Origin of the sequence: Bradyrhizobium sp. Tv2a-2, from assembly GCF_000472425.1 — a bacterium.
Classification (GTDB): Bacteria; Pseudomonadota; Alphaproteobacteria; order Rhizobiales; family Xanthobacteraceae; genus Bradyrhizobium.
On the sequence record NZ_AXAI01000001.1, the window covers coordinates 98,788 to 117,383 of the forward strand.

The following is an 18,596-nucleotide window of genomic DNA, read 5'->3' on the forward strand; positions in this document are numbered from 1 at the left end:
CATGCGTGAGGCACGCGCGCGTAAAGCGTGCCAGCATGGCGATCTGATGTCTTACGAAAGATAAAGATCCGTGGCGCCCGACGCGCATTTGCTCTCGCCGGTGGAATCGCTGATTCTGGTTCGAAGGGGCGATTCGTGCAGGCCACGGCAGCGACATATCTTGATGGACTGAATTCCGCGCAGCGCCGTGCTGTCGAGCACGGCGTCGGCGATGACGCGGTGGCACGCCCCCTGCTCGTGATTGCCGGCGCCGGCTCCGGCAAGACCAACACCCTCGCCCATCGTGTCGCACATCTGATGGTGAACGGCGCCGATCCCAGGCGCATCCTGCTCATGACTTTCTCGCGCCGCGCGGCGAGCGAGATGAAGGCCCGCGTCGAGCGCATCGCGCGCAAGGTGATCGGCGAGACCTCGTCGGCAATGACGGACGCGTTGACCTGGGCCGGCACTTTTCACGGCATCGGCGCGCGGCTGTTGCGCGAGCATGCCGAGCGGATCGGACTCGATCCCGTCTTCACCATCCACGACCGCGAGGATTCCGCCGACCTGATGAACCTGGTCCGCCACGACCTCGGCTTCTCCAAAACCGAGCGACGCTTCCCGGCCAAGGGCACCTGCGTTGCGATCTATTCCCGTTGCGTCAATGCCGACACATCGCTGGAGAAGGTGCTGGGGCTCGCGTACCCCTGGTGTGCCGGCTGGGCCGGCGAGCTGAAGCAGCTGTTTTCCGCCTATGTCGAGGCCAAGCAGGCGCAAAAAGTGCTCGATTACGACGACCTGCTCCTGTACTGGGCGCAGATGATGTCAGATGCAACGCTCGCATCGGAAGTCGGCGAACGCTTCGACCATGTGCTGGTCGACGAGTATCAGGACACCAACCGCCTGCAGTCCTCGATCCTGCTGGCGCTGCGGCCGCAGGGACATGGCCTCACAGTGGTCGGCGACGATGCGCAGTCAATTTATTCGTTTCGTGCCGCCACCGTACGTAACATCCTCGACTTCCCCGACCACTTCACCCCGCGCGCCGAGATCGTCACGCTCGACCGCAACTATCGTTCGACGCAATCAATCCTCGCTGCCGCCAACGGCGTCATCAGCCTGGCAAAGGAGCGGTTCACCAAGAACCTCTGGACCGAGCGGACCTCGGCGCAAAAGCCTTATCTCGTCGCGGTGCGCGACGAGGCCGACCAGGCGCGTTATGTAGTCGAAAAGGTGCTTGAGCATCGCGAGCAGGGCTCGCTGTTGAAGCAGCAGGCGGTGCTGTTCCGCACCTCCTCGCATTCGGGCCCGCTGGAGATCGAGCTGACCCGCCGCAACATTCCCTTCGTGAAATTCGGCGGCCTGAAATTCCTCGATGCCGCCCATGTCAAGGACGTGCTGGCTCTGCTGCGCTTTGCCGAGAACCCGCGCGACCGCATCGCAGGCTTCCGTATCCTGCATCTCTTGCCCGGCGTCGGTCCCGCGACCGCGCAGAAAGTGCTCGACGCCATCGCAGATGCCGCCGACCCGGCCGCAGCGCTTGGCGCGATGCCTGCGCCGCAGCGCGCCGGCGGCGACTGGGCCTGTTTTGTCGAAACGGTTACGGGCTTGCGCGATTGCCGCTGGCCGACCGATCTCGAGCTCGCCCGCCTCTGGTACCAGCCGCATCTCGAGCGCATCCATGACGACGCGGAAACGCGTCGCGCCGATCTCGTGCAGCTGGAGCAGATCGCAAGCGGCTATGCCTCGCGCGAGCGCTTCCTGACCGAGCTCACGCTCGACCCGCCTGACGCCACCAGCGACCAGGCCGGCGTGCCGCTGCTCGACGAGGATTATCTCATCCTCTCCACCATCCATTCCGCCAAGGGCCAGGAGTGGAAGCAGGTGTTCGTGCTCAACGTGGTCGACGGCTGCATCCCGTCGGATCTCGGCGTCGGCACCTCGGCCGAGATGGAGGAGGAGCGCCGCCTGCTTTATGTCGCGATGACCCGCGCCAAGGATGATCTGCATCTGGTCGTGCCGCAGCGCTTCTTCACTCATAACCAGAGTGCGCAAGGCGACCGCCACCTGTACGCTGCCCGCACCCGCTTCATTCCGGAAGGCCTGCTGCAATTGTTCGAGCGCACCAGCTGGCCGAAGGCGGCGGAAGCCGCAGCAAGAGCCGCAAGCCAGGGCCCGCGGATCGATCTGGCCGCGCGGATGCGGGACCGCTGGCGGTAGCGGCCCTTGCCGATGCATCTCGCCGCCATAGATTACGCGGCACAATCTTGATTGTCCGGGAGATGGACGATGACCGCAGAGACATTAAAAGGACGAGTGGCGCTGGTGACCGGCGGGTCGCGCGGGATCGGCGCGGCGATCGCACAGGACCTCGCGCGCGCAGGTGCCGCTGTCGCCGTCAATTATCGCGCCCGGGCCGACGAGGCCAATGCCGTGGTCGAAGCGCTGCGGCGTGCCGGCGCGAAGGCGATCGCTGTTCAGGCCGACGTCTCGCAGACGGCCGAGGTCGCAAAGATGGTCGCGCGCGTGACGTCCGAGCTTGGCCCGATCGACATCCTGGTCAACAATGCCGGTATCGCCCTCACCCGCGGCGTCGATGATCTCACCGAGGCCCACTTCGACCAGACCATCGCGGTGAACCTGAAGTCGGTCTTCCTGTGCACGCAGGCGGTGCTGCCGATGATGCGGCAGAGGAAATGGGGACGCATCGTCAACATATCCTCGGGCGCGGCGCGCGGCGCCGGCGCGATCGGCCCGCACTACAATGCCTCGAAAGCCGGCATGGAGGGCCTGACGCGCGGCTATGCCGCGCGCCTCGTCAAGGAAGGCATCACCGTCAATGCGGTCGCGCCGTCGCTGATCGAGACCGACATGATGAAGGGCCAGCCCAATCTCGCCAGCCGCATTCCGCTCGGCCGATTAGGCCAACCTGAAGAGGTGTCCAAGGCGGTGATGATGCTGATTGACAACCCCTACATGACCGGCCAGACCGTTGCCATGAGCGGCGGCATGGCCTTCAACTAGTATTCGCGGGAGATCGATCGTGAGCGTTCCCGTCATTGAGCAAGCCAAAATCCAGGCCCAGATCCTGGTCCCTCTCATTAAGACGTTGCAGGTGGAATTGGGCGAGGAACGGGCAAATGCCCTTGTTCGGAGTGCCCTCGGTGAGACCTATCGCCGTTACGGCGAAGAATTCTGGCGAGCGAAGAACGACAAGAACCTCGGCAAGACCATGGCATCTGCGTTCGCCACTTACGCCCGCGACGACGCGCTTGATTATAGCGTGATCGAGCAGTCGCAGGATGTCTTTGAGATCGACGTTACGGGATGCAGATATGCCGAGTTCTACAAGGAACTGGGCGAACCCGAGCTCGGATTCCTGCTGGTCTGCGGCGCGGATTTCGATACGGCCGCGGGATTCGATCCCGACATCAAGCTCACGCGCACGCAAACCATCATGCAGGGCGCCAGCCACTGCGATTTTCGCTACAGGCGATTGAAGGAAACATGACCCTTCCCCGCAAGGCCCAGGCCGTCGTCTTCGACATGGACGGCCTGCTCTTCAATACCGAAGCGATCTATCGTGATGCGACCATCAGTGTGGCGCGCGAAGCCGGCTATCAGCTGCCGCTCGACTTCTACCTGGCCACCATCGGCCTGCCCGGCGAAGCGACGCGGGCCCGCTTCGGCGAGCTGTTCGGTAACGCCTTCGACTTCGACGGCTTCTGGTCGGCTTCGACGCAGCGCTTTCGCGAAGCCACCGCCGCGCAGCTTTACCTCAAGGCCGGCGTGATCGAGCTGCTCGACCTGCTGGACGAGTTGCAATTGCCGCGCGCCATCGCGACGTCCTCGCGCCACGAGGACGCGCGGCACCATCTCGACACACACGGCCTGCATGATCGCTTCCATGCCATCGTCGCGCATGGCGACTACGCGCAGGGCAAGCCAAATCCCGATCCATTTCTGAAGGCCGCCGAGCGGCTCGGCGTCGATCCCGCGCTGTGCCTTGCGCTCGAAGACTCCCACAACGGCGTACGAGCGGCATCCCGCGCGGGCATGATGACCGTCATGGTCCCCGACCTGCTCGCGCCGGATTCCGAAATGCAGAGCCTGTGCCTGTGCATTGCCCGCAATCTGCACGAGGTCTGCAGCCTGATTAGGCAATAGAGCAGATCGCGCGCCGTCGGACGCATCTCGTGCGCGACGACGCACACCTTTCGACTACATCACACTGCGCGTCACATCGGAGCCATCACGGATCGAAAATGCGCCATCAAAGCGGCGCGCATCGCTGAGCCGCTCCGCATGAGGTCAAGGGCAGTCTGTCAAAAAACAGGCCAAAAATCACGATAATTTCACGGCAAGCTACGCAATCTCAGCACCAACGTGCAGGAGACACACCTGCGTGCAGCAAACGCTCCGGCGAGCAAGAGACACGTTGGAGTGCGAAACACGCAAAGGTGCGCGACAATTGCGAAAGATCTGTGATGACCGTGCACAGCATCGATGCATCCTCTCTCAAAGCTGCCGCCGATGCATCGGTTGGCAGCGATGCCGGCACTGCAAATCCGCAACCCGCAATGGCTTCCGGATTTCGCCATTTTCTCGACACGCCGCTTGCTTCACAGCGCTTCCGCGTGTTCGGCATCGATCCGCTGGTATCGCCGGCGCATCTTTCTGAAATTCGCGCGCTGATGAACCGCCTCTCGCGGCGGATGGATGCCGAGATCCGCTGGCCGCAGCACGGGGACCCGTCGATCGAGCATTGGGAAAATCCGACGATTCCCTCGGGCTATACATATCTCCTGCAGTTCATCGCCCACGATCTCGTGCACTCCGCGATGCCGCTGTCGATCACTGGCGAGCTTGGCGCAGTTGCCAATGCACGCCGCGCGCCGCTCCTGCTCGAGAGCTTCTACGGCCACGGCCCGGTCGGATCGCCGCATCTCTATGCACTCGACGCCCCCACCGACGACCGCCGCACCAAGCTGCGATTGGGCCGCATGCGTTGGAAGTTCGCCAATGGCGATGGGTCAAAGGACAACACCAACAACATGAAATGCCCGTTCCGCGACATCGCACGAACGCGCGTCGAAGACCTCACCGGAATCGATCGCGACAGGGGCGCCCGCGTCGCGCTGACTGAGGCGCTAGTCGCCGACCCGCGCAACGATGATCATGCCATCATTTCGCAGCTGACGGCGCTGTTTGCGTTGCTGCATAACGGCCTGACCGACATCGCCCGCCGCGGCGAACCGGTGAGCCACGCGAACGGCCGCTTCGGCGCAGCGTACAAGCGCTTCCTTTGCGCACGCGACGCGCTGACTGCGATCTACCACCACATCATCCGCACCGATGTGATGCGCCGTGTGCTTCACCCTGCGATCCATGCCGCCTATGCCGGCGCCAATCCGTGGTTCATGGATCGGCATTCGGCCGGCGACTGGGAGATCCCGTTCGAGTTCTCCCATGGCGCGTTCCGCTTCGGCCACGCCATGGTGCGGCCAGAATACCGCATCAACGACCAGTCGAGGCACGACCTCAACAACACTCTGGAAAAGTCCAGCGCGAACGATCCGCTCAACATGCCACTCGACGACACCTGGATGGTGCAGTGGTCGCGGTTCTTTCCCATCAACGACTCCGAGCCGAATTTCAGCCGCCGCATCGGTCCCTACCTCAGCGACGCACTCGGCAACGACCAGATCTTCTATGCTTTCGATGCGACCGAGCGCGTCGGCCTGCTTTATCGCGACCTCCTTGGTGCTTCGCTCGCCGGCATGTGGTCGGTCGATGCGCTGATCGCCGAGATCGGGCGGCGCAGGCCCGATTTCGTCGCTCAATCGCGACTGCTGGCCGATCGCGCCTACCGGGTCGGCGCTCTGCGCCAATGGCTTAGCTCGGCTCCGACTTATGGCAACCTCGGCGACGACGACATCGAGACCATCTCGAACGACCCGCCGCTGCCGTTTTTCATCCTGTTCGAAGCGATGCAACAGGAGAGCGCAGCCGGCCTCCATCTAGGCCCGCTCGGCTCGATCATAACAGCCGAGGTGATCTTTGCTGCGCTCGAAGGTGCGCGCGCCTCCGTTGGATATGCCGCAGGACCACTTGCCGCGCAACTCGCGCAACTCTCCAGGAATTACTACGCCGCAAATGTTTTCTCGGAAATCCCCGACATCGCAAGCATGGCGCAGCTGGTGGAATGGACCGCTGAAATTGCCGACTTGAAGCAAGCCGTGCCCGCATTTTTGTGAGGCGGAATTGTTCCGCCTCACGCAACCCCGGAGGAGTCGAACATGCGTATTGAACGGCTGCAGATCACCAATCACGAGCGTTGGGGCAGGCTGGTGAAGACCTGGTCGACAGGCAAGAACTATCTAGATGACGACAACGAGTATCCGGTGCCGGAAACCGTCGAGCAGTTCAAGGAGCAGCTTGCCAAGGCACAGGTGTTTGCGACCGTGCCGGAGCGCTTCAAGCACATCCAGTTCGTGACGTCGGAGCAGGACACGCTGCTGCTCAAGCTGCCGCCCAAGGTCATGATCGAGGATTCCGAGGCGATGCTGAGCGAGCCCGGCTCGACCTATCCGATTCCGCCGTTCTACAAGCGTCTGTTCAACGGCGCCGACCCGGTCATCCCGGAGAGCGAGAAGTTCAAGGTGCATGCCGAGCGCATCGGCGACTACACGATCAGCCTCTGCGCGTGATTCGAATCAGAAAGCGAAGATAATCGTACGATTCCATCGACAGGAAGCCCTGCGCCGCCCAGACCGTCGCGCAGGGCTTCCCATCGCGAGCTTACGCTGATCGGATGAGCCTGCAGCACCCAGCGCACCACGGCTTCGTCCGTCGGGGCCTCGGCCCCGACCCAGAAAGAACGAATGCCGTTGAGGAAACGGTCGGCCTCTTCGCGCGCCATGGCCGCCTGCCCGAGATGGAAAAATGCCGCCGTCCGCCAGGCCGGCAGGATCTTCACCGCATTGCTTGCGCGGTCACAGGCCTCGATGGCGCCGGCATAATCGCCGCACAGGAAGCGCGTGATGCCGTGATAGCTCCACTCGAGATAGGAGGGGATCGGCGACAGGGACAGCGACAGTTCGGCACGCCGCCGCGCCTGTTCGATCGAGCCGCAGAACGCGTCATAATGGGCAGAGGACAACAGCGTCCAGGGATCGTTGTCGTTGAGGTCGCAGGCGAGCTCCATATGTGCCGCAGCCTCGGTCTCCCGCAGCGCCATCGCATAGGACCAGCCGCAGCACAGATGCGCCCTGGAATCGACCGGATCGAGTTCAACCGCCTTCTTCGCGAGTTCGAGCGTCGCCCTCGCCTTGACCAGGTCGCGAAAATCGCCCGGATGCACGAAATGCTCGATATTGTTCATCTGCACCAGGCTTGAGTAGCCCGGCGAGAAGGTCGGATCGTCGCGGATCGCGTCGCGGAAGATGGTGACCGCGCGGTGCCAGCTTTCGGAATCGAAGCGCATCATCAGGCTCTGCCCGCGCAGCCAGCGATCGTAGACGTCGAGCGACACGTCGGCCTCGCCCGCAAGGCGCTTCAGCCGTTCCGCCGACAGCTGCACATTGAGCGCGGTCGCGATGCGGCGGATGATGCGCTGCTGCGCCTCGAACCAGTTGGTCAGGCTCAGGCGAAAGCTTTCGCTCCAGACGAAGATGCCGGTGGAATCGTCCTTGAGCACCATCACCATGTTGATCTCGTCGCCTGCCTGGTAGGCGGTGGTTTCGATGCAGTATTGCGGCGCGGAGTCGAGCTTGGGCAGCACCATGGCCGCAGGCGGACGGTCGACCACGCTCCATTCGCGGAAGCGCACCAGCGATGCCGCCAGATGCAGGCTGAATCCCTGCACGAGATGGGCGCGGCCGGCATCGATGCCATGCATCGCGAAGGGCTGCAGCACCAGGCGCGGCTTGGCCGTGGCGCCCGCGGGCGCAGCGGCAAAGGTTGCCGGTTGCAGCTCTATTTCGAAGGACCGGCTCACATCGCGTCCGGCGCTCACGAGTGCCGTGCGGCGTTCGGACAGTGGCCTGTCGAAGACGCCGAGCTTGATGCACGCGACGAGCTCCTCGGTCGCTTTCGACGGCTCCATGCCGTAGTCCTGGTCCAACAGGTCCCACAGCGCCTTGTAGATGCGCAAGGCACCGGCAATGTCGCCCTCTTCGGCATGCGCCTGCATCAGATAGCAACAGGCCTGCTCATGCGTCGGATCGAGATTGACGATGGCGGATGCAATCTTCTTGCGCATCTCCGGCGCGACGCCTGGTGTGCCGAGGCCGGCATCGAGGCCGCGCATCAGCCGCTCATGAATTGTCTGGCGCTTGGCCAGCACCCAGACCCGGAACGACGGATCGAGGTCGTCCATGCCTTCAAGGATCCGCTCGTCGAGCCTCGGCGTGTCGAGCAGCAAAGTGTGGACGCGCGCGCGCTCGGCAAGCTGCAGCACGCTGTCGACATCGACAGCGACCTGGTCGAGATCGAAGCCGACCGAGAGCCGCCCCGCGGCAAGGCCGTCGAAGCCTGCCTCGCCGAGCACGGTGCGCAATTCGCGAATGACCTGGCGCAGCGAGGCGCGCGCCTTCTCCTCGTCCGAGCGACTCCACAGCAGGCCGACCAGCCGCTCGCGGCTCTCCTGCTTGGTCTCGGACAGCGCGAGATAGCCGAGAACAGCAGCGGCCTTGCGCGTGCGTAGCTCCACCGGCCGCCCCCGGAAGCGGATCGAGAGGCGCCCCACCAGCGACAGCGCAAGGCGCGGCGCGCTGTCGGGCGCGCCTTCCATCGGCTTTGCCGCGGAGGCGCCCGCCGTACCTTCTACCAAAACGATCTCGCCACGGCGTGCATGCATCGGAACAGCTATAACAGAGCAACGCCGCCAGTATAGACCGCGCCACCGCCAGTCTGCGCGATGATTTCAGCAAGCCTCGGTGTCACAATTTCGGACGGCTCGATCTGCAGCGCCGGCACAATCACGCGCGCCACCGGAACGGCGAAACGTGGACGCGTCAGATCGATAAAGTACGCTTCAATTCCGAGCGATTCCAGCCGGCGCACGATTGCCGCGCGCGCCGCAGCCGGCTCCGAAGCATCGATTGCGATATGCTCCGCCTGCTCACCGGAAGGCTGCAGCAATTGGCACCGATCTGCATCGATCCGCGTCGCGCGGTCGAGATGGAGGCGGTCCCTGGCATTCAGCCCAGCTTCGCCGCGCTCGCGGCGCTTGGCTTCGATCACTGAATAGGCGAGTTCCAGCTGGCACATCTCGAGCATCGCCGAGCGCGCGGCGGACGCAAGCGTCGGCCGGGTCGCGAGCCCGAAGGCAAAGCCATGGCCGTCCGAGCCGCAGGACACCGCAGCCACCGTGGGAACCCCGATGTCGGTCGTAATGTCGAGCAGCCAGCTGCGCCGCCGCGCAACGCCCGCCGGTCGGAGCTTTCGCAGGAGCGCGTCCCCGCCGACGGCGTTCGCGTCGATCGCACAAGGGAGCCGGCCGCCGCGCCACCACAGGCTCGCCGCATCGCGCTCGATCAGCTCAAGCAGGCCGTGCAGCAACGCGCCGTCAAGCGAGGGGCCGGCCGCCGAGCCGATGCTGAGCGGGAACGGGACGAGAAAATCCCGTTCCGCCTCCGGCCGCCGCAGGCAGAGGTCTGCCGGGAGCAGCACCTCGGCTCCGTCCATGAGGCGCCGCGCCGGATACCATGACAATTGCGCGTCGGGGCGGCCGGCAAGCCGCGCCACGACGTCAGGCGAAAGGAGAGCCCGTCCGGCGGTCGCGCCCGAGGGCAGCAACCGGTCGTCGCCACTCTGCAACTGCGAGAGATATTCGATCCCCTCGCCTGCGCAGCGCTGAAACGCCTCCTGCATGGAAAGGCCGACGCCGGAGACGCCGAGCATTGCGCTGCCGCGATGGATCGGGTCGATGGACGCCGGATCGACCTCGGCACCGAAGCAGAACAGGCCGGGTGCCTCGGGTGCGCCGAGCTCGAAAAAGCGGGCGAATTGGCCAACCGCCTCCAGGAGCCGGGCGCGATGCAGCGCCTCGTCGTCAGGACCCGCCGCATAGCCGAGCTCCTGCAACAGGGCTTCTGCCTCTCGAACCCCGGCATCTTCTGGTTGTAGACCGCGCAGCAGCGCAGCCGCGGTCGCAAATAGCCTAGCCATCAAATTCAATCTTGCATTCACTCACGGTGTTCTCACGCCCGGCAGAACAGTTTTGTGGCGGGGTGAATTTCGACCGCTGAGTCGGAGGAACGTATGCCTGCCAAAGCCTTCGTCATTGCCATGTCTGCGGATATTGCCCGGTCGGACTATGCGAAGCCAAGCCTGATCCGCACCCGCAGCCGGGAATGGCTCATCGCCTGCCGTTGGGGACCCGAAGGCGAGTATCTGTCGATTGCGACCACGGGAACCCTGCTCGACGGGAGCGGCCCGCGCGCGCCGGAGGCGATCCGGCCCCGTCACAGCATGGTCGCGGTGCTGGCATCGGAGTCCGAGACCGACGCGACCAGCACCTTTCTCCTGGTGCGCCAATTGCCGATGCCGATCGAGCTTGCCGGCACCTTCTTTCCCGCCGATGGCTACGCGGTGCTGCAGCAGCGCGATGACATCCGCCTGATCTGCGAGACGCGCTACTCGCACAGCTGCGGCTGGCTCGACGGCAAGGAAATCCGCAAGGATATTCCGGATCCCGCGCCGTCCTCGGCGGAAGCGATGGCCTGGCACATCGAAGGCCGGCGGCACGGCTGGATCGGCGAGTTTTTTCCGACCAGCGGGCCGGTCAAACGGGTCGCGCTGCGGGCCACCGCATGATGTGCGACCTGCGCTGGCTCAGTTCCGGGCCAGCGACGTTCGCCGGCGCTCCTCACCAAGCCTCGCTCCCCGCCGCGACGCCGAGCGACTGGCAATCCCCTCAATCAGGTTGACGATGGCGCGCCGCAGCCGCGGGTCTGTTGTCTGCACATAGGCCTTGAGGACGCGCACCGCGCCCGGCTCGACCAGCAGCTTGAATGGTGAATCGGAATCACCCGGCCTTTGCCGCGACTGCTCGAACAATTCACCCACGGAAATGCCGAGCACAGTGGCGATCTGCGACAGGCGGCTGGCGCCGACCCGGTTGGCGCCCTTCTCGTATTTCTGCACCTGCTGGAACGTTATCCCTATCTGGTCGGCCAGATCGCTCTGGCTCAGTCCGCGACTGACGCGGATCACACGAATCTTGGCGCCCACCATGGCGTCGAGCGGATCAGGCTTCCTCCCTGGCATCGCTAAAGCTCCTGAGCTCGTGTTAAGGGAACGACCTTAGCACAACTCTAGGGCGTTGCAGGTCTTTAAGAGTTGCAGGTCCTAAGAGACGACCTTGAGCGAGGCTTTCCCATTCTCCCCGGGCGCAATGCGGGACAGGACACAGCGACCGTCCCCCTCAATGACCACCTTGGGCGGCCGGGAGTCGGAATCGGCCAGAAATTCCAGCAGGGCTGCCCGGCTCTCGTCGGACAGTGCGAAAAGCCCGCGCATGAGTTCAAAAAACTCGGGCTCCTGTGCAACATAAAGCAGTTCGCGGAGCTCGGCTCCCGTGAACTGGCCCAAAGCCGAAAACAGCCATTCGGTATCCTCAACCGGCTCGCTGCCTGGCTGGCGATTCAGATAATAAATAACTGACTCAGCACTCATTTTGGCCCCATCTGACGGATGGTCCTGAACCACCCTTGGTAGGACAATAGTGCGAAGCGTATCGTGATCTCAGCGTGAGGGCGGGGCAGGGACGCAGTCACGAACAGGCGACGGCCCGAGAGCCGTGAACGGGGCACCCTATGTGCGGCGCCACAAAGCGCGCAACGCACGCCGCGCGCACGGCCGCCCGGCATGAACATGAACTGCGCGCCGGCGCAGCCGCGCTCCGGGCCCCCAGGGGCGTGCACTCTTCTTCGTCGCGAGCGCCCTCACCCTCTGTGGCCTGGAGGGGCTGGTGTCGAAGCACCGGGAACACTGCCACCAGCCGCGAATCTGCGATTCGGGCTAGGGTGACGAACCGCCAGCACCCGGCATTTGCCCTCGTGGCCGACCAGTTCTGAGCTGGAGCTTCCCGGCCCGGCGCGATCCTGTATAGAGGGTGGGACGGGGTAAGACCGGGTAGGAGTACCACGCAGACCAGGGAGATCGGGTAAGCCCCTGATTTTATTGGTCGGAGTGGTAGGATTCGAACCTACGACCCCTGCGTCCCGAACGCAGTGCTCTACCGGGCTGAGCCACACTCCGACTTTAGTCCGCGGCTTATAGCGTCGGGTTTCGCCCACCGCAAGCAGCTGAATTCGAGGATTTTTCTGAGGATGACAACCGCCCTGACCACCAAAATGCTGCCGGCGGACGCGGCTGCCGTGACGGAAGCCGCGCGGCGCCTCGCCGAGGGCGGCCTGGTCGCGTTCCCGACCGAGACCGTCTATGGGCTCGGGGCGGACGCCACCAATGCGGCGGCGATTGCCCGCCTCTACGAGGCCAAGGGCCGGCCCCTGTTCAATCCGCTGATCTCCCATGTCGAGGGGCTCTCCAGCGCCCACCGGATCGCCCGCTTCGACGCCACCGCGATCACGCTGGCACAGGCCTTCTGGCCGGGACCGCTGACCCTGGTGCTGCCCAGGCGCGAGGGCTGCGAGGTGGCCGATCTTGCGACCGCCGGCCTTGAGACCATCGCCGTCCGCGTTCCCGCCCACCCGGTCGCGCATGCAATCCTGAAAAAGCTTGGCCGGCCGGTCGTGGCCCCCTCCGCCAACCTATCCGGCCACGTCTCCCCGACCAATGCGGCCCATGTGCAAGCCGACCTCGCAGGGCGGATCGACCTGATCGTCGACGGGGGGCCGGTCGCGGTCGGCCTCGAATCCACTATCGTGGGCTGTTTCGAGCGGCCGATGCTGTTGCGTCCGGGCGGACTGCCGCGCGAGGAGATCGAGCGCGTGCTCGGCCGGCCTCTGGCGCGTCCCGCGCCAGAGGCCGAAAGCAATGACAGCCAGCCCCTCGCGCCGGGCATGCTGACCTCGCATTACGCCCCGCGCGCCCGCGTGCGGCTCAATGCGCAGAGCATCGCACGCGGCGAGGCGCTGCTCGCCTTCGGCTCCGCACCCGTGCCGGAACAGGACAAGGCGGCCGCCGTGCTGAATTTGTCGGAGCGCGGCGATCCGGCCGAAGCCGCCACCCATCTTTTTGGTTATCTTCGCAGCCTCGATGCGACAGGCGCACGCACCATCGCGGTGATGCCCATTCCATCCGACGGATTGGGCGAGGCCATCAACGACCGGCTGCGCCGCGCGGCCGCAGGGCGGGAATGAGGAACAAGAAAGACCAACAATGAATATCGTCCAGCCATCCGTGCCGCCGCTTTCGCCCGAGCTGATCGCCAAGTTCAGGACCATCGTCGGCGACAAATATGCGGTGACCGACCAGTCCGACATCGCGTCCTACGTCACCGAGGAGCGCAATCTGTTCCACGGCCACACCCAGCTCGTGCTGCGCCCGGGCTCGACCGCGGAGGTCTCCGAGATCTGCAAGCTCGCGACCGCGCACAAGATCGCGCTGGTGCCGCAGGGCGGCAACACCGGGCTGGTCGGCGGCCAGACCCCGCATCATGGCGAGGTGGTGATCTCGCTGAAGCGCTTGGACCGGATTCGCGAGGTCGACCCCGCCTCCAACACCATGACCTGCGAGGCCGGCGTGGTGCTGCAGATCGCGCAGCAGCGTGCCGCCGAGGTCGATCGGCTGTTTCCGCTTTCGCTCGGCGCCGAAGGCAGCTGCACCATCGGCGGCAACCTCTCCACCAATGCCGGCGGCACCACCGCCCTCGCCTATGGCGTCGCGCGCGAGATGGCACTCGGCCTCGAAGTCGTGCTCGCCGACGGCCGCATCCTGAGCCTGTTGTCCAAGCTGAAAAAGGACAACACCGGCTACGACCTGAAGAACCTCTTCATCGGCGCCGAAGGCACGCTCGGCATCATCACCGCGGCGACCTTGAGGCTGTTTCCCAAGCCACGCGCGATCGAGACCGCCTATGTCGGCCTGAAGTCGCCTGCACAGGCGCTGAAACTATTGTCGCTGTCGCAGAGCGAGGCGGCGGGCACGCTGACGAGTTTTGAGCTGCTCTCCGAAATCGCGGTCGATTTCTCCATCCGCCATGGTATCGACGTGCGCGATCCGCTCTCTGAGAAGCATCCCTGGTATGTGCTGATGGAATTGTCCTCGCCGCGCGACGATGCGCGCACGACGCTGGAGGCGATCCTGGCCGAGGCGCTGGAGGACGAAATCATCGACGACGCCGTGATCGCGGCCAATCTGAGCCAGCGGCTCGGCTTCTGGAAGCTGCGCGACGAGATGTCGGCAGCGCAGAAGCCGGAGGGCGGCTCGATCAAGCACGACATCTCCGTGCCGGTCGCCGCCGTGCCTGCCTTCATCGCAGAGGCCGACGCGGCGGTCGTGAAACTCATTCCCGGCGCGCGCCCGGTGCCGTTCGGTCATCTTGGCGACGGCAATATCCACTACAATGTCAGCCAGCCGGTCGGCGCCAGGTCGGCCGACTTCCTGGCGCGCTGGCATGACGTCAATGCCGTCGTCTTCGACATCGTGCTGAAGATGGGCGGCTCGATCTCCGCCGAGCACGGCATCGGCGTGCTCAAACGCGACGAACTGCCCGACGTCAAGGACAAGGTCGCGATCGAGCTGATGCGCGCGGTCAAGGCCATGCTCGATCCGCTCGGAATCATGAATCCCGGAAAAGTCCTATGAACGCGCCGCTCGCTACCCCGCTCACCATCTCGACGATCGAGGATGCCGACATTCCCGCAGTCATCGCGCTGTGGCAGCGCTGCGGCTCGGCGCGGCCCTGGAATGATCCTGCCGCCGACATTGCGCGCGCCCGCAAGGGCGACAACTCGACGGTGCTGCTCGGCCGCGACGCCAAGGGTGCGCTCGTCGCTTCCGTCATGGCCGGCCATGACGGCCATCGCGGCTGGGTCTATTACGTCACCGTCGATCCCGATCATCGTTTCAAGAATTACGGCCGCGCCATCATGGCGGCGGCCGAAGACTGGCTGCGGGCGCGCGGCATGGAGAAGATGCAACTGATGGTCCGCGCCGATAATGCGCAGGTCCACGCCTTCTACCAGTCGCTCGGCTACTTCCCGCAGGAGCGCGTGACCTTCGCCAAATGGCTCGACGGCCGCGACCCGACGCCGTAACCATAGCCGGAAAGCGCAGCATGAGTATTTCCGACCGCATCCGCCTCAAGGGCGAGCGCGTGCTCTCCGACAGCTTCGGCACGCTGAAAAGCACCACCTTCGAATGGCGCCGCAGGGACGGCCAGTGGCAGACCATGACGCGCGACGTCTTCGATCATGGCAATGCCGCTGCGATCCTGCCCTATAATCTCCAGCGTCGCACAGTCGTGCTGGTGAGCCAGTTCCGCCTGCCGACCTACGTCAACGGCTATGACGGCCTCCTGATCGAGGCCGCCGCGGGCCTGCTCGACGACGCTTCCCCAGAGGATCGCATCCGCGCCGAGGCCGAGGAGGAAATCGGCTATCGCCTGCACGACGTCCACAAGGTGTTCGAAGCCTTCATGAGCCCGGGCTCGGTGACGGAGAAAATCCATTTCTTCGTCGCCGAATACGAGCCCGAGATGCGCATCGGCGACGGCGGCGGACTTGCCCACGAAGGCGAGGACATCGAGGTGCTGGAGCTCGCCTTCGACGAGGCAATCGCGATGATCGCAGACGGCCGCATCGTGGATGGAAAGACCATCATGCTGCTGCAACACGCCGCGCTGCAGATCTTTCGCTGAGCTGCTCGTCGTCGTTCCGGCAAAGGCCAGGCTAAGGCCGGGACGACAACGCGGAAGCGACTCAAAACAAACTCCCCTGTCCGTCATCCGTCGCGACCGGCGGCGGCTTCCGCGCCGGCCGCTTTGCGGCCTTCGGCGCCTCCTCCGCGGCGCGCTCCTCATCCGTGATCGGCAGGACGAGCTGCGCATCGTCATTGTCGGCATGGTTCACCCGCCTCGACACCTCGTGCCAGGTGAACGTGCCGTCGGGCGGCGGCACCATCAGCTTCAGCACGGGATCGGCTGAGTCCTCGCTGCAATCGAGCCAGCGCGCGAAATCGACCTCGTCGATCGCAACCGGCACGCGGTGATGCAGCGCGGAGAGTTCCGGGCTTGCGGCCGTGGTGACGATCGCGACCGTATCGAGTTCCTCGCCATTCGGTCCCATCCAGGTCTCGGCAAGTCCCGCGAGCCCCAGCGGCTGGCGATCCCTGCGATAGATGAAATACGGCCGCTTGCGGCCGTCCACGACCTGCCATTCATAATAGCCGTCCGCCGGAATGAGGCAGCGCCGGCGCCGGACCGCGTTCTTGAACGCCGGCTTGTCCAGCACCGTCTCCGAACGTGCATTGATCAAAAGCGTAAATTTGCGGGGGTCCTTCACCCAGGAGGGAATCAAGCCCCAGCGCATCAGGTGGAAATGCCGTGTTCCATTCTCGATGAGGACCACAGGTATAGGTTGTGTAGGCGCGATATTATGCCGCGGCGGAAAATTCGGCTGCTCAAGATAGCCGAAAATTCGCCGCAACGCCTCTGGAGGCGAGGTAATGACAAACCGTCCACACATTCTTCATGCCTAGATATGTATCCGTTCAGCCGCCTTTAACCCCGCATCGCAACACTGCGGAACATGACCTCGATGGCCGCACCATCCGCGCCTCAACTGACGCAAGTTTTGACGGGCCTCGACGAGGCCACGCGCGCAGCGACCTTGAAGGCTGCCAACATAAATCCGCGCACGGGACTTGCCACCGACTACCTCAATCACTTCAACGAAGCCATCATGCTTCTGGAGATGATTCCGGACATGCCGGAATGCGCCGCCGACTTCCTTGAGTGGCACCCGCTGTCCTATGCGGAGCATTTCATCGCCTCCAATTTCAGGGCACGCGATCTCGCGATCGAGGCCTATGACACGGCGGATCCCGAACTGCGTGCCGAATTCGACCACATGACGGCAACGATGACCAATATCCTGACCGCGGTCAGCCAGGCCATGGGCGAGGTCCACCAGGATTCGACCCGCGCCAAGCTCGCGGTGCAGGCGATCAGCTGGCTGAAGGAGTTGGTGGCGGCGACCGGCGGTATTATCAATGGCGGCACCGAAGCCAATGTCGACTACATCATGACCCATTGATGGGCGAAACAACCGCAACCCAACGACCGCAGCTTGCGGTAAGCGCCGCGATCTTTCGCGACGGCAAGGTCCTCCTGGTGCGGCGCGCCCGCTCGCCGGGCAACGGCTTTTATTCGTTCCCCGGCGGCCGGGTCGAATTCGGCGAAACCCTGCATCAGGCGCTGGCGCGCGAGGTTGACGAGGAAACCGGGCTCAAGATCGATATTGTCGGGCTGGCCGGCTGGCGCGAGGTCCTGCCGTCGGCCGGTGGCGGCGGCCATTATGTGATCATGTCGTTTGCGGCACGATGGCGGGCCAATGAGCCGGTCCTCAACGACGAACACGATGACTTCAAATGGCTTCCGCCCGATGCGCTCGGCGACCTCAAGCTGACCGGGGGGCTGCCGGAGGTGCTGGAAGCCGCGGAACGATTGATAAAGGCCTGATTTCCGCACCCTACACGCCTTGCTTAGTGTGCAATTAAGGCGCTATCAGGCGGCAGTCGGACCTCATTGATGCCCAAACGCCTCATCGCCCTCATCCTGATCTGCCTGAGCCTTGCTGCACCGATCCGTGCCGAGGAGGGAGCCGCGGGAGCTGCGCCGTTCGACGGCGACCTGCAGCGGCTCGCCGAGATCCTGGGCGCCCTGCATTATCTGCGCGGCATCTGCGGCAGCAATGAAGGCCCGAAATGGCGCAACGAGATGCAGGCGCTGATCGACGCCGAAACCCCTTCCGGCGAACGCCGCTCCCGCATGATCGCCGCCTTCAACCGCGGCTATAACGGCTTTCAGCAGACCTACCGCACCTGCACCCCGGCAGCCCTCGTCGCCATTCGCCGCTATGTCGACGAAGGCTCGAAGATCTCGCGGGATCTGACCGCGCGCTACGCCAATTAGCGGCCTTCTCCCACCTCTCCCCGCGCGCGGGGCGAGGCGGAGCGGCCTCGCGGCCCGTTACACGCAAAGCAGCCGGAACCACCTGCTCGATTTATCAACACGCGTTAACCTTTCCTAAAGAACTGCTCTAGGCGCACCCACCCAGCGTGCTACACGTGCTTTTGACGCGCTCGGTTGTCACGAAACGCGCCAGTTCTGTCCCTCCTGTTTCAAGCGCTGTCACATGTCCTTTCATCTCGCCCGCGACCCCCTCCCCGATCACGAGCAGAAACAGGCGGCGCTGTCCTACCTCAACGAGGCCTGGGCCGAAGCCCGCCATGACGGCGTCGACGGTGATTGCCTGGCGCAGGCAAGCCTGTTCGCCGCGCTTGCCGAGCTCGTCGCCACCTATGGCGAGGACGCGGTGGCGAAATTCGCCGAGGGGCTCCCTACCCGCGTCCGCAACGGCGAGTTCTCGCTGGCACTGGCGAAGCAGTAGTCGGGACCAGGAAGGCCCGACAAGAGGCATCCA

General features: G+C 64.4%; 20 protein-coding genes and 1 tRNA gene. 15 read left to right on the plus strand and 6 right to left on the minus strand.

Translation table 11 applies throughout. The annotated features are described in order from the left end of the window. Positions 1-135 precede the first annotated feature (135 nt). The 6 genes from A3AI_RS0100475 (at position 136) to A3AI_RS0100500 (ending at position 6,689) form a co-directional block, all read left to right on the plus strand. Positions 136-2,199 (plus strand): ATP-dependent helicase, encoded by a 2,064-nt coding sequence (locus A3AI_RS0100475; protein WP_024513677.1) that lies wholly within the window; start codon positions 136-138, stop codon positions 2,197-2,199. A 69-nt stretch (positions 2,200-2,268) separates the two neighbouring features. After that, on the plus strand, positions 2,269-3,003 hold the full coding sequence (locus tag A3AI_RS0100480) for an SDR family NAD(P)-dependent oxidoreductase (RefSeq protein WP_024513678.1): 735 nt from the start codon (positions 2,269-2,271) through the stop codon (positions 3,001-3,003). Positions 3,004-3,022: 19 nt separating this feature from the next. Continuing rightward, on the plus strand, positions 3,023-3,490 hold the full coding sequence (locus A3AI_RS0100485) for an L-2-amino-thiazoline-4-carboxylic acid hydrolase (RefSeq protein WP_024513679.1): 468 nt from the start codon (positions 3,023-3,025) through the stop codon (positions 3,488-3,490). After that, entirely contained in the window at positions 3,487-4,146 is a 660-nt protein-coding gene (locus A3AI_RS0100490) for an HAD family hydrolase (protein WP_024513680.1), read from the plus strand. The genes A3AI_RS0100485 and A3AI_RS0100490 overlap by 4 nt, the downstream gene beginning before the upstream one ends. Positions 4,147-4,466: 320 nt before the next feature. After that, positions 4,467-6,236: a peroxidase family protein gene (locus tag A3AI_RS0100495; protein WP_024513681.1), complete on the plus strand. Its 1,770-nt coding sequence runs from the start codon at positions 4,467-4,469 to the stop codon at positions 6,234-6,236. Positions 6,237-6,278: 42 nt separating this feature from the next. Then, positions 6,279-6,689 (plus strand): hypothetical protein, encoded by a 411-nt coding sequence (locus A3AI_RS0100500; RefSeq protein WP_024513682.1) that lies wholly within the window; start codon positions 6,279-6,281, stop codon positions 6,687-6,689. Here A3AI_RS0100500 and A3AI_RS0100505 read toward each other — a convergent pair. Both A3AI_RS0100505 and A3AI_RS0100510 read right to left on the minus strand, forming a co-directional pair. After that, complete coding sequence (locus tag A3AI_RS0100505) at positions 6,665-8,839, minus strand: BTAD domain-containing putative transcriptional regulator (RefSeq protein ID WP_024513683.1); 2,175 nt, start codon at positions 8,837-8,839, stop codon at positions 6,665-6,667. The genes A3AI_RS0100500 and A3AI_RS0100505 overlap by 25 nt on opposite strands. An 8-nt stretch (positions 8,840-8,847) precedes the next feature. Then, positions 8,848-10,152, minus strand: coding sequence for a YcaO-like family protein (locus A3AI_RS0100510; protein ID WP_084800791.1), 1,305 nt, complete (start codon positions 10,150-10,152; stop codon positions 8,848-8,850). Between the two features lie 93 nt (positions 10,153-10,245). On the opposite strand from A3AI_RS0100510, the gene A3AI_RS0100515 reads away from it, so the two are divergent. Next, entirely contained in the window at positions 10,246-10,800 is a 555-nt protein-coding gene (locus A3AI_RS0100515) for a hypothetical protein (protein ID WP_024513685.1), read from the plus strand. 18 nt (positions 10,801-10,818) lie between these two features. Here A3AI_RS0100515 and A3AI_RS0100520 read toward each other — a convergent pair whose 3' ends face one another. The 3 genes from A3AI_RS0100520 to A3AI_RS0100530 form a co-directional block, all read right to left on the minus strand. Then, positions 10,819-11,253 carry a helix-turn-helix domain-containing protein gene (locus A3AI_RS0100520; RefSeq protein ID WP_024513686.1) on the minus strand — a complete coding sequence of 145 codons (435 nt, stop codon included), beginning with the start codon at positions 11,251-11,253 and terminating at the stop codon, positions 10,819-10,821. Between the two features lie 81 nt (positions 11,254-11,334). Further along, entirely contained in the window at positions 11,335-11,661 is a 327-nt protein-coding gene (locus A3AI_RS0100525) for a hypothetical protein (protein WP_024513687.1), read from the minus strand. Between the two features lie 508 nt (positions 11,662-12,169). Further along, positions 12,170-12,246, minus strand: a tRNA-Pro gene (locus A3AI_RS0100530). 71 nt (positions 12,247-12,317) lie between these two features. On the opposite strand from A3AI_RS0100530, the gene A3AI_RS0100535 reads away from it, so the two are divergent. The 4 genes from A3AI_RS0100535 to A3AI_RS0100550 are packed head-to-tail and all read left to right on the plus strand — an operon-like array spanning position 12,318 to position 15,811. Continuing rightward, complete coding sequence (locus A3AI_RS0100535) at positions 12,318-13,310, plus strand: L-threonylcarbamoyladenylate synthase (RefSeq protein ID WP_024513688.1); 993 nt, start codon at positions 12,318-12,320, stop codon at positions 13,308-13,310. 19 nt (positions 13,311-13,329) lie between these two features. Then, a complete protein-coding gene (locus tag A3AI_RS0100540) occupies positions 13,330-14,757 on the plus strand; it encodes an FAD-binding oxidoreductase (RefSeq protein WP_024513689.1) in 1,428 nt (475 codons plus the stop codon). After that, positions 14,754-15,209, plus strand: coding sequence for a GNAT family acetyltransferase (locus tag A3AI_RS0100545; protein WP_024513690.1), 456 nt, complete (start codon positions 14,754-14,756; stop codon positions 15,207-15,209). The genes A3AI_RS0100540 and A3AI_RS0100545 overlap by 4 nt, the downstream gene beginning before the upstream one ends. 20 nt (positions 15,210-15,229) lie before the next feature. Next, on the plus strand, positions 15,230-15,811 hold the full coding sequence (locus tag A3AI_RS0100550; protein WP_024513691.1) for an NUDIX hydrolase: 582 nt from the start codon (positions 15,230-15,232) through the stop codon (positions 15,809-15,811). A gap of 61 nt (positions 15,812-15,872) precedes the next feature. Here the strand turns inward: A3AI_RS0100550 and A3AI_RS41940 are convergent, their stop codons facing one another. Next, positions 15,873-16,637, minus strand: a complete 765-nt coding sequence (locus tag A3AI_RS41940; protein WP_024513692.1) for an SOS response-associated peptidase — start codon at positions 16,635-16,637, stop codon at positions 15,873-15,875. Positions 16,638-16,700: 63 nt separating this feature from the next. Between A3AI_RS41940 and A3AI_RS0100560 the strand changes: the two genes are divergently transcribed. The 4 genes from A3AI_RS0100560 (at position 16,701) to A3AI_RS0100575 (ending at position 18,563) form a co-directional block, all read left to right on the plus strand. Continuing rightward, positions 16,701-17,207 (plus strand): hypothetical protein, encoded by a 507-nt coding sequence (locus A3AI_RS0100560; RefSeq protein WP_024513693.1) that lies wholly within the window; start codon positions 16,701-16,703, stop codon positions 17,205-17,207. Then, positions 17,207-17,632 carry an NUDIX hydrolase gene (locus A3AI_RS0100565; RefSeq protein WP_024513694.1) on the plus strand — a complete coding sequence of 142 codons (426 nt, stop codon included), beginning with the start codon at positions 17,207-17,209 and terminating at the stop codon, positions 17,630-17,632. The genes A3AI_RS0100560 and A3AI_RS0100565 overlap by 1 nt, the downstream gene beginning before the upstream one ends. Before the next feature lie 69 nt (positions 17,633-17,701). Continuing rightward, entirely contained in the window at positions 17,702-18,085 is a 384-nt protein-coding gene (locus A3AI_RS0100570) for a TIGR02301 family protein (protein ID WP_024513695.1), read from the plus strand. A 223-nt stretch (positions 18,086-18,308) separates the two neighbouring features. After that, complete coding sequence (locus A3AI_RS0100575) at positions 18,309-18,563, plus strand: hypothetical protein (RefSeq protein ID WP_024513696.1); 255 nt, start codon at positions 18,309-18,311, stop codon at positions 18,561-18,563. Positions 18,564-18,596: the final 33 nt, after the last annotated feature.

Excerpts from the sequence above, each read along its gene's own strand:
- A3AI_RS0100480 (WP_024513678.1), top strand. The coding sequence starts at position 2,269 with ATGACCGCAGAGACATTAAAAGGACGAGTGGCGCTGGTGACCGGCGGG.
- A3AI_RS0100490 (WP_024513680.1), top strand. The coding sequence starts at position 3,487 with ATGACCCTTCCCCGCAAGGCCCAGGCCGTCGTCTTCGACATGGACGGC.
- A3AI_RS0100495 (WP_024513681.1), top strand. The coding sequence starts at position 4,467 with ATGACCGTGCACAGCATCGATGCATCCTCTCTCAAAGCTGCCGCCGAT.
- A3AI_RS0100500 (WP_024513682.1), top strand. The coding sequence starts at position 6,279 with ATGCGTATTGAACGGCTGCAGATCACCAATCACGAGCGTTGGGGCAGG.
- A3AI_RS0100505 (WP_024513683.1), bottom strand. The coding sequence starts at position 8,839 with ATGCATGCACGCCGTGGCGAGATCGTTTTGGTAGAAGGTACGGCGGGC.
- A3AI_RS0100510 (WP_084800791.1), bottom strand. The coding sequence starts at position 10,152 with ATGGCTAGGCTATTTGCGACCGCGGCTGCGCTGCTGCGCGGTCTACAA.
- A3AI_RS0100515 (WP_024513685.1), top strand. The coding sequence starts at position 10,246 with ATGCCTGCCAAAGCCTTCGTCATTGCCATGTCTGCGGATATTGCCCGG.
- A3AI_RS0100520 (WP_024513686.1), bottom strand. The coding sequence starts at position 11,253 with ATGCCAGGGAGGAAGCCTGATCCGCTCGACGCCATGGTGGGCGCCAAG.
- A3AI_RS0100525 (WP_024513687.1), bottom strand. The coding sequence starts at position 11,661 with ATGAGTGCTGAGTCAGTTATTTATTATCTGAATCGCCAGCCAGGCAGC.
- A3AI_RS0100535 (WP_024513688.1), top strand. The coding sequence starts at position 12,318 with ATGACAACCGCCCTGACCACCAAAATGCTGCCGGCGGACGCGGCTGCC.
- A3AI_RS0100540 (WP_024513689.1), top strand. The coding sequence starts at position 13,330 with ATGAATATCGTCCAGCCATCCGTGCCGCCGCTTTCGCCCGAGCTGATC.
- A3AI_RS0100545 (WP_024513690.1), top strand. The coding sequence starts at position 14,754 with ATGAACGCGCCGCTCGCTACCCCGCTCACCATCTCGACGATCGAGGAT.
- A3AI_RS0100550 (WP_024513691.1), top strand. The coding sequence starts at position 15,230 with ATGAGTATTTCCGACCGCATCCGCCTCAAGGGCGAGCGCGTGCTCTCC.
- A3AI_RS41940 (WP_024513692.1), bottom strand. The coding sequence starts at position 16,637 with ATGTGTGGACGGTTTGTCATTACCTCGCCTCCAGAGGCGTTGCGGCGA.
- A3AI_RS0100560 (WP_024513693.1), top strand. The coding sequence starts at position 16,701 with ATGACCTCGATGGCCGCACCATCCGCGCCTCAACTGACGCAAGTTTTG.
- A3AI_RS0100565 (WP_024513694.1), top strand. The coding sequence starts at position 17,207 with ATGGGCGAAACAACCGCAACCCAACGACCGCAGCTTGCGGTAAGCGCC.
- A3AI_RS0100570 (WP_024513695.1), top strand. The coding sequence starts at position 17,702 with ATGCCCAAACGCCTCATCGCCCTCATCCTGATCTGCCTGAGCCTTGCT.
- A3AI_RS0100575 (WP_024513696.1), top strand. The coding sequence starts at position 18,309 with ATGTCCTTTCATCTCGCCCGCGACCCCCTCCCCGATCACGAGCAGAAA.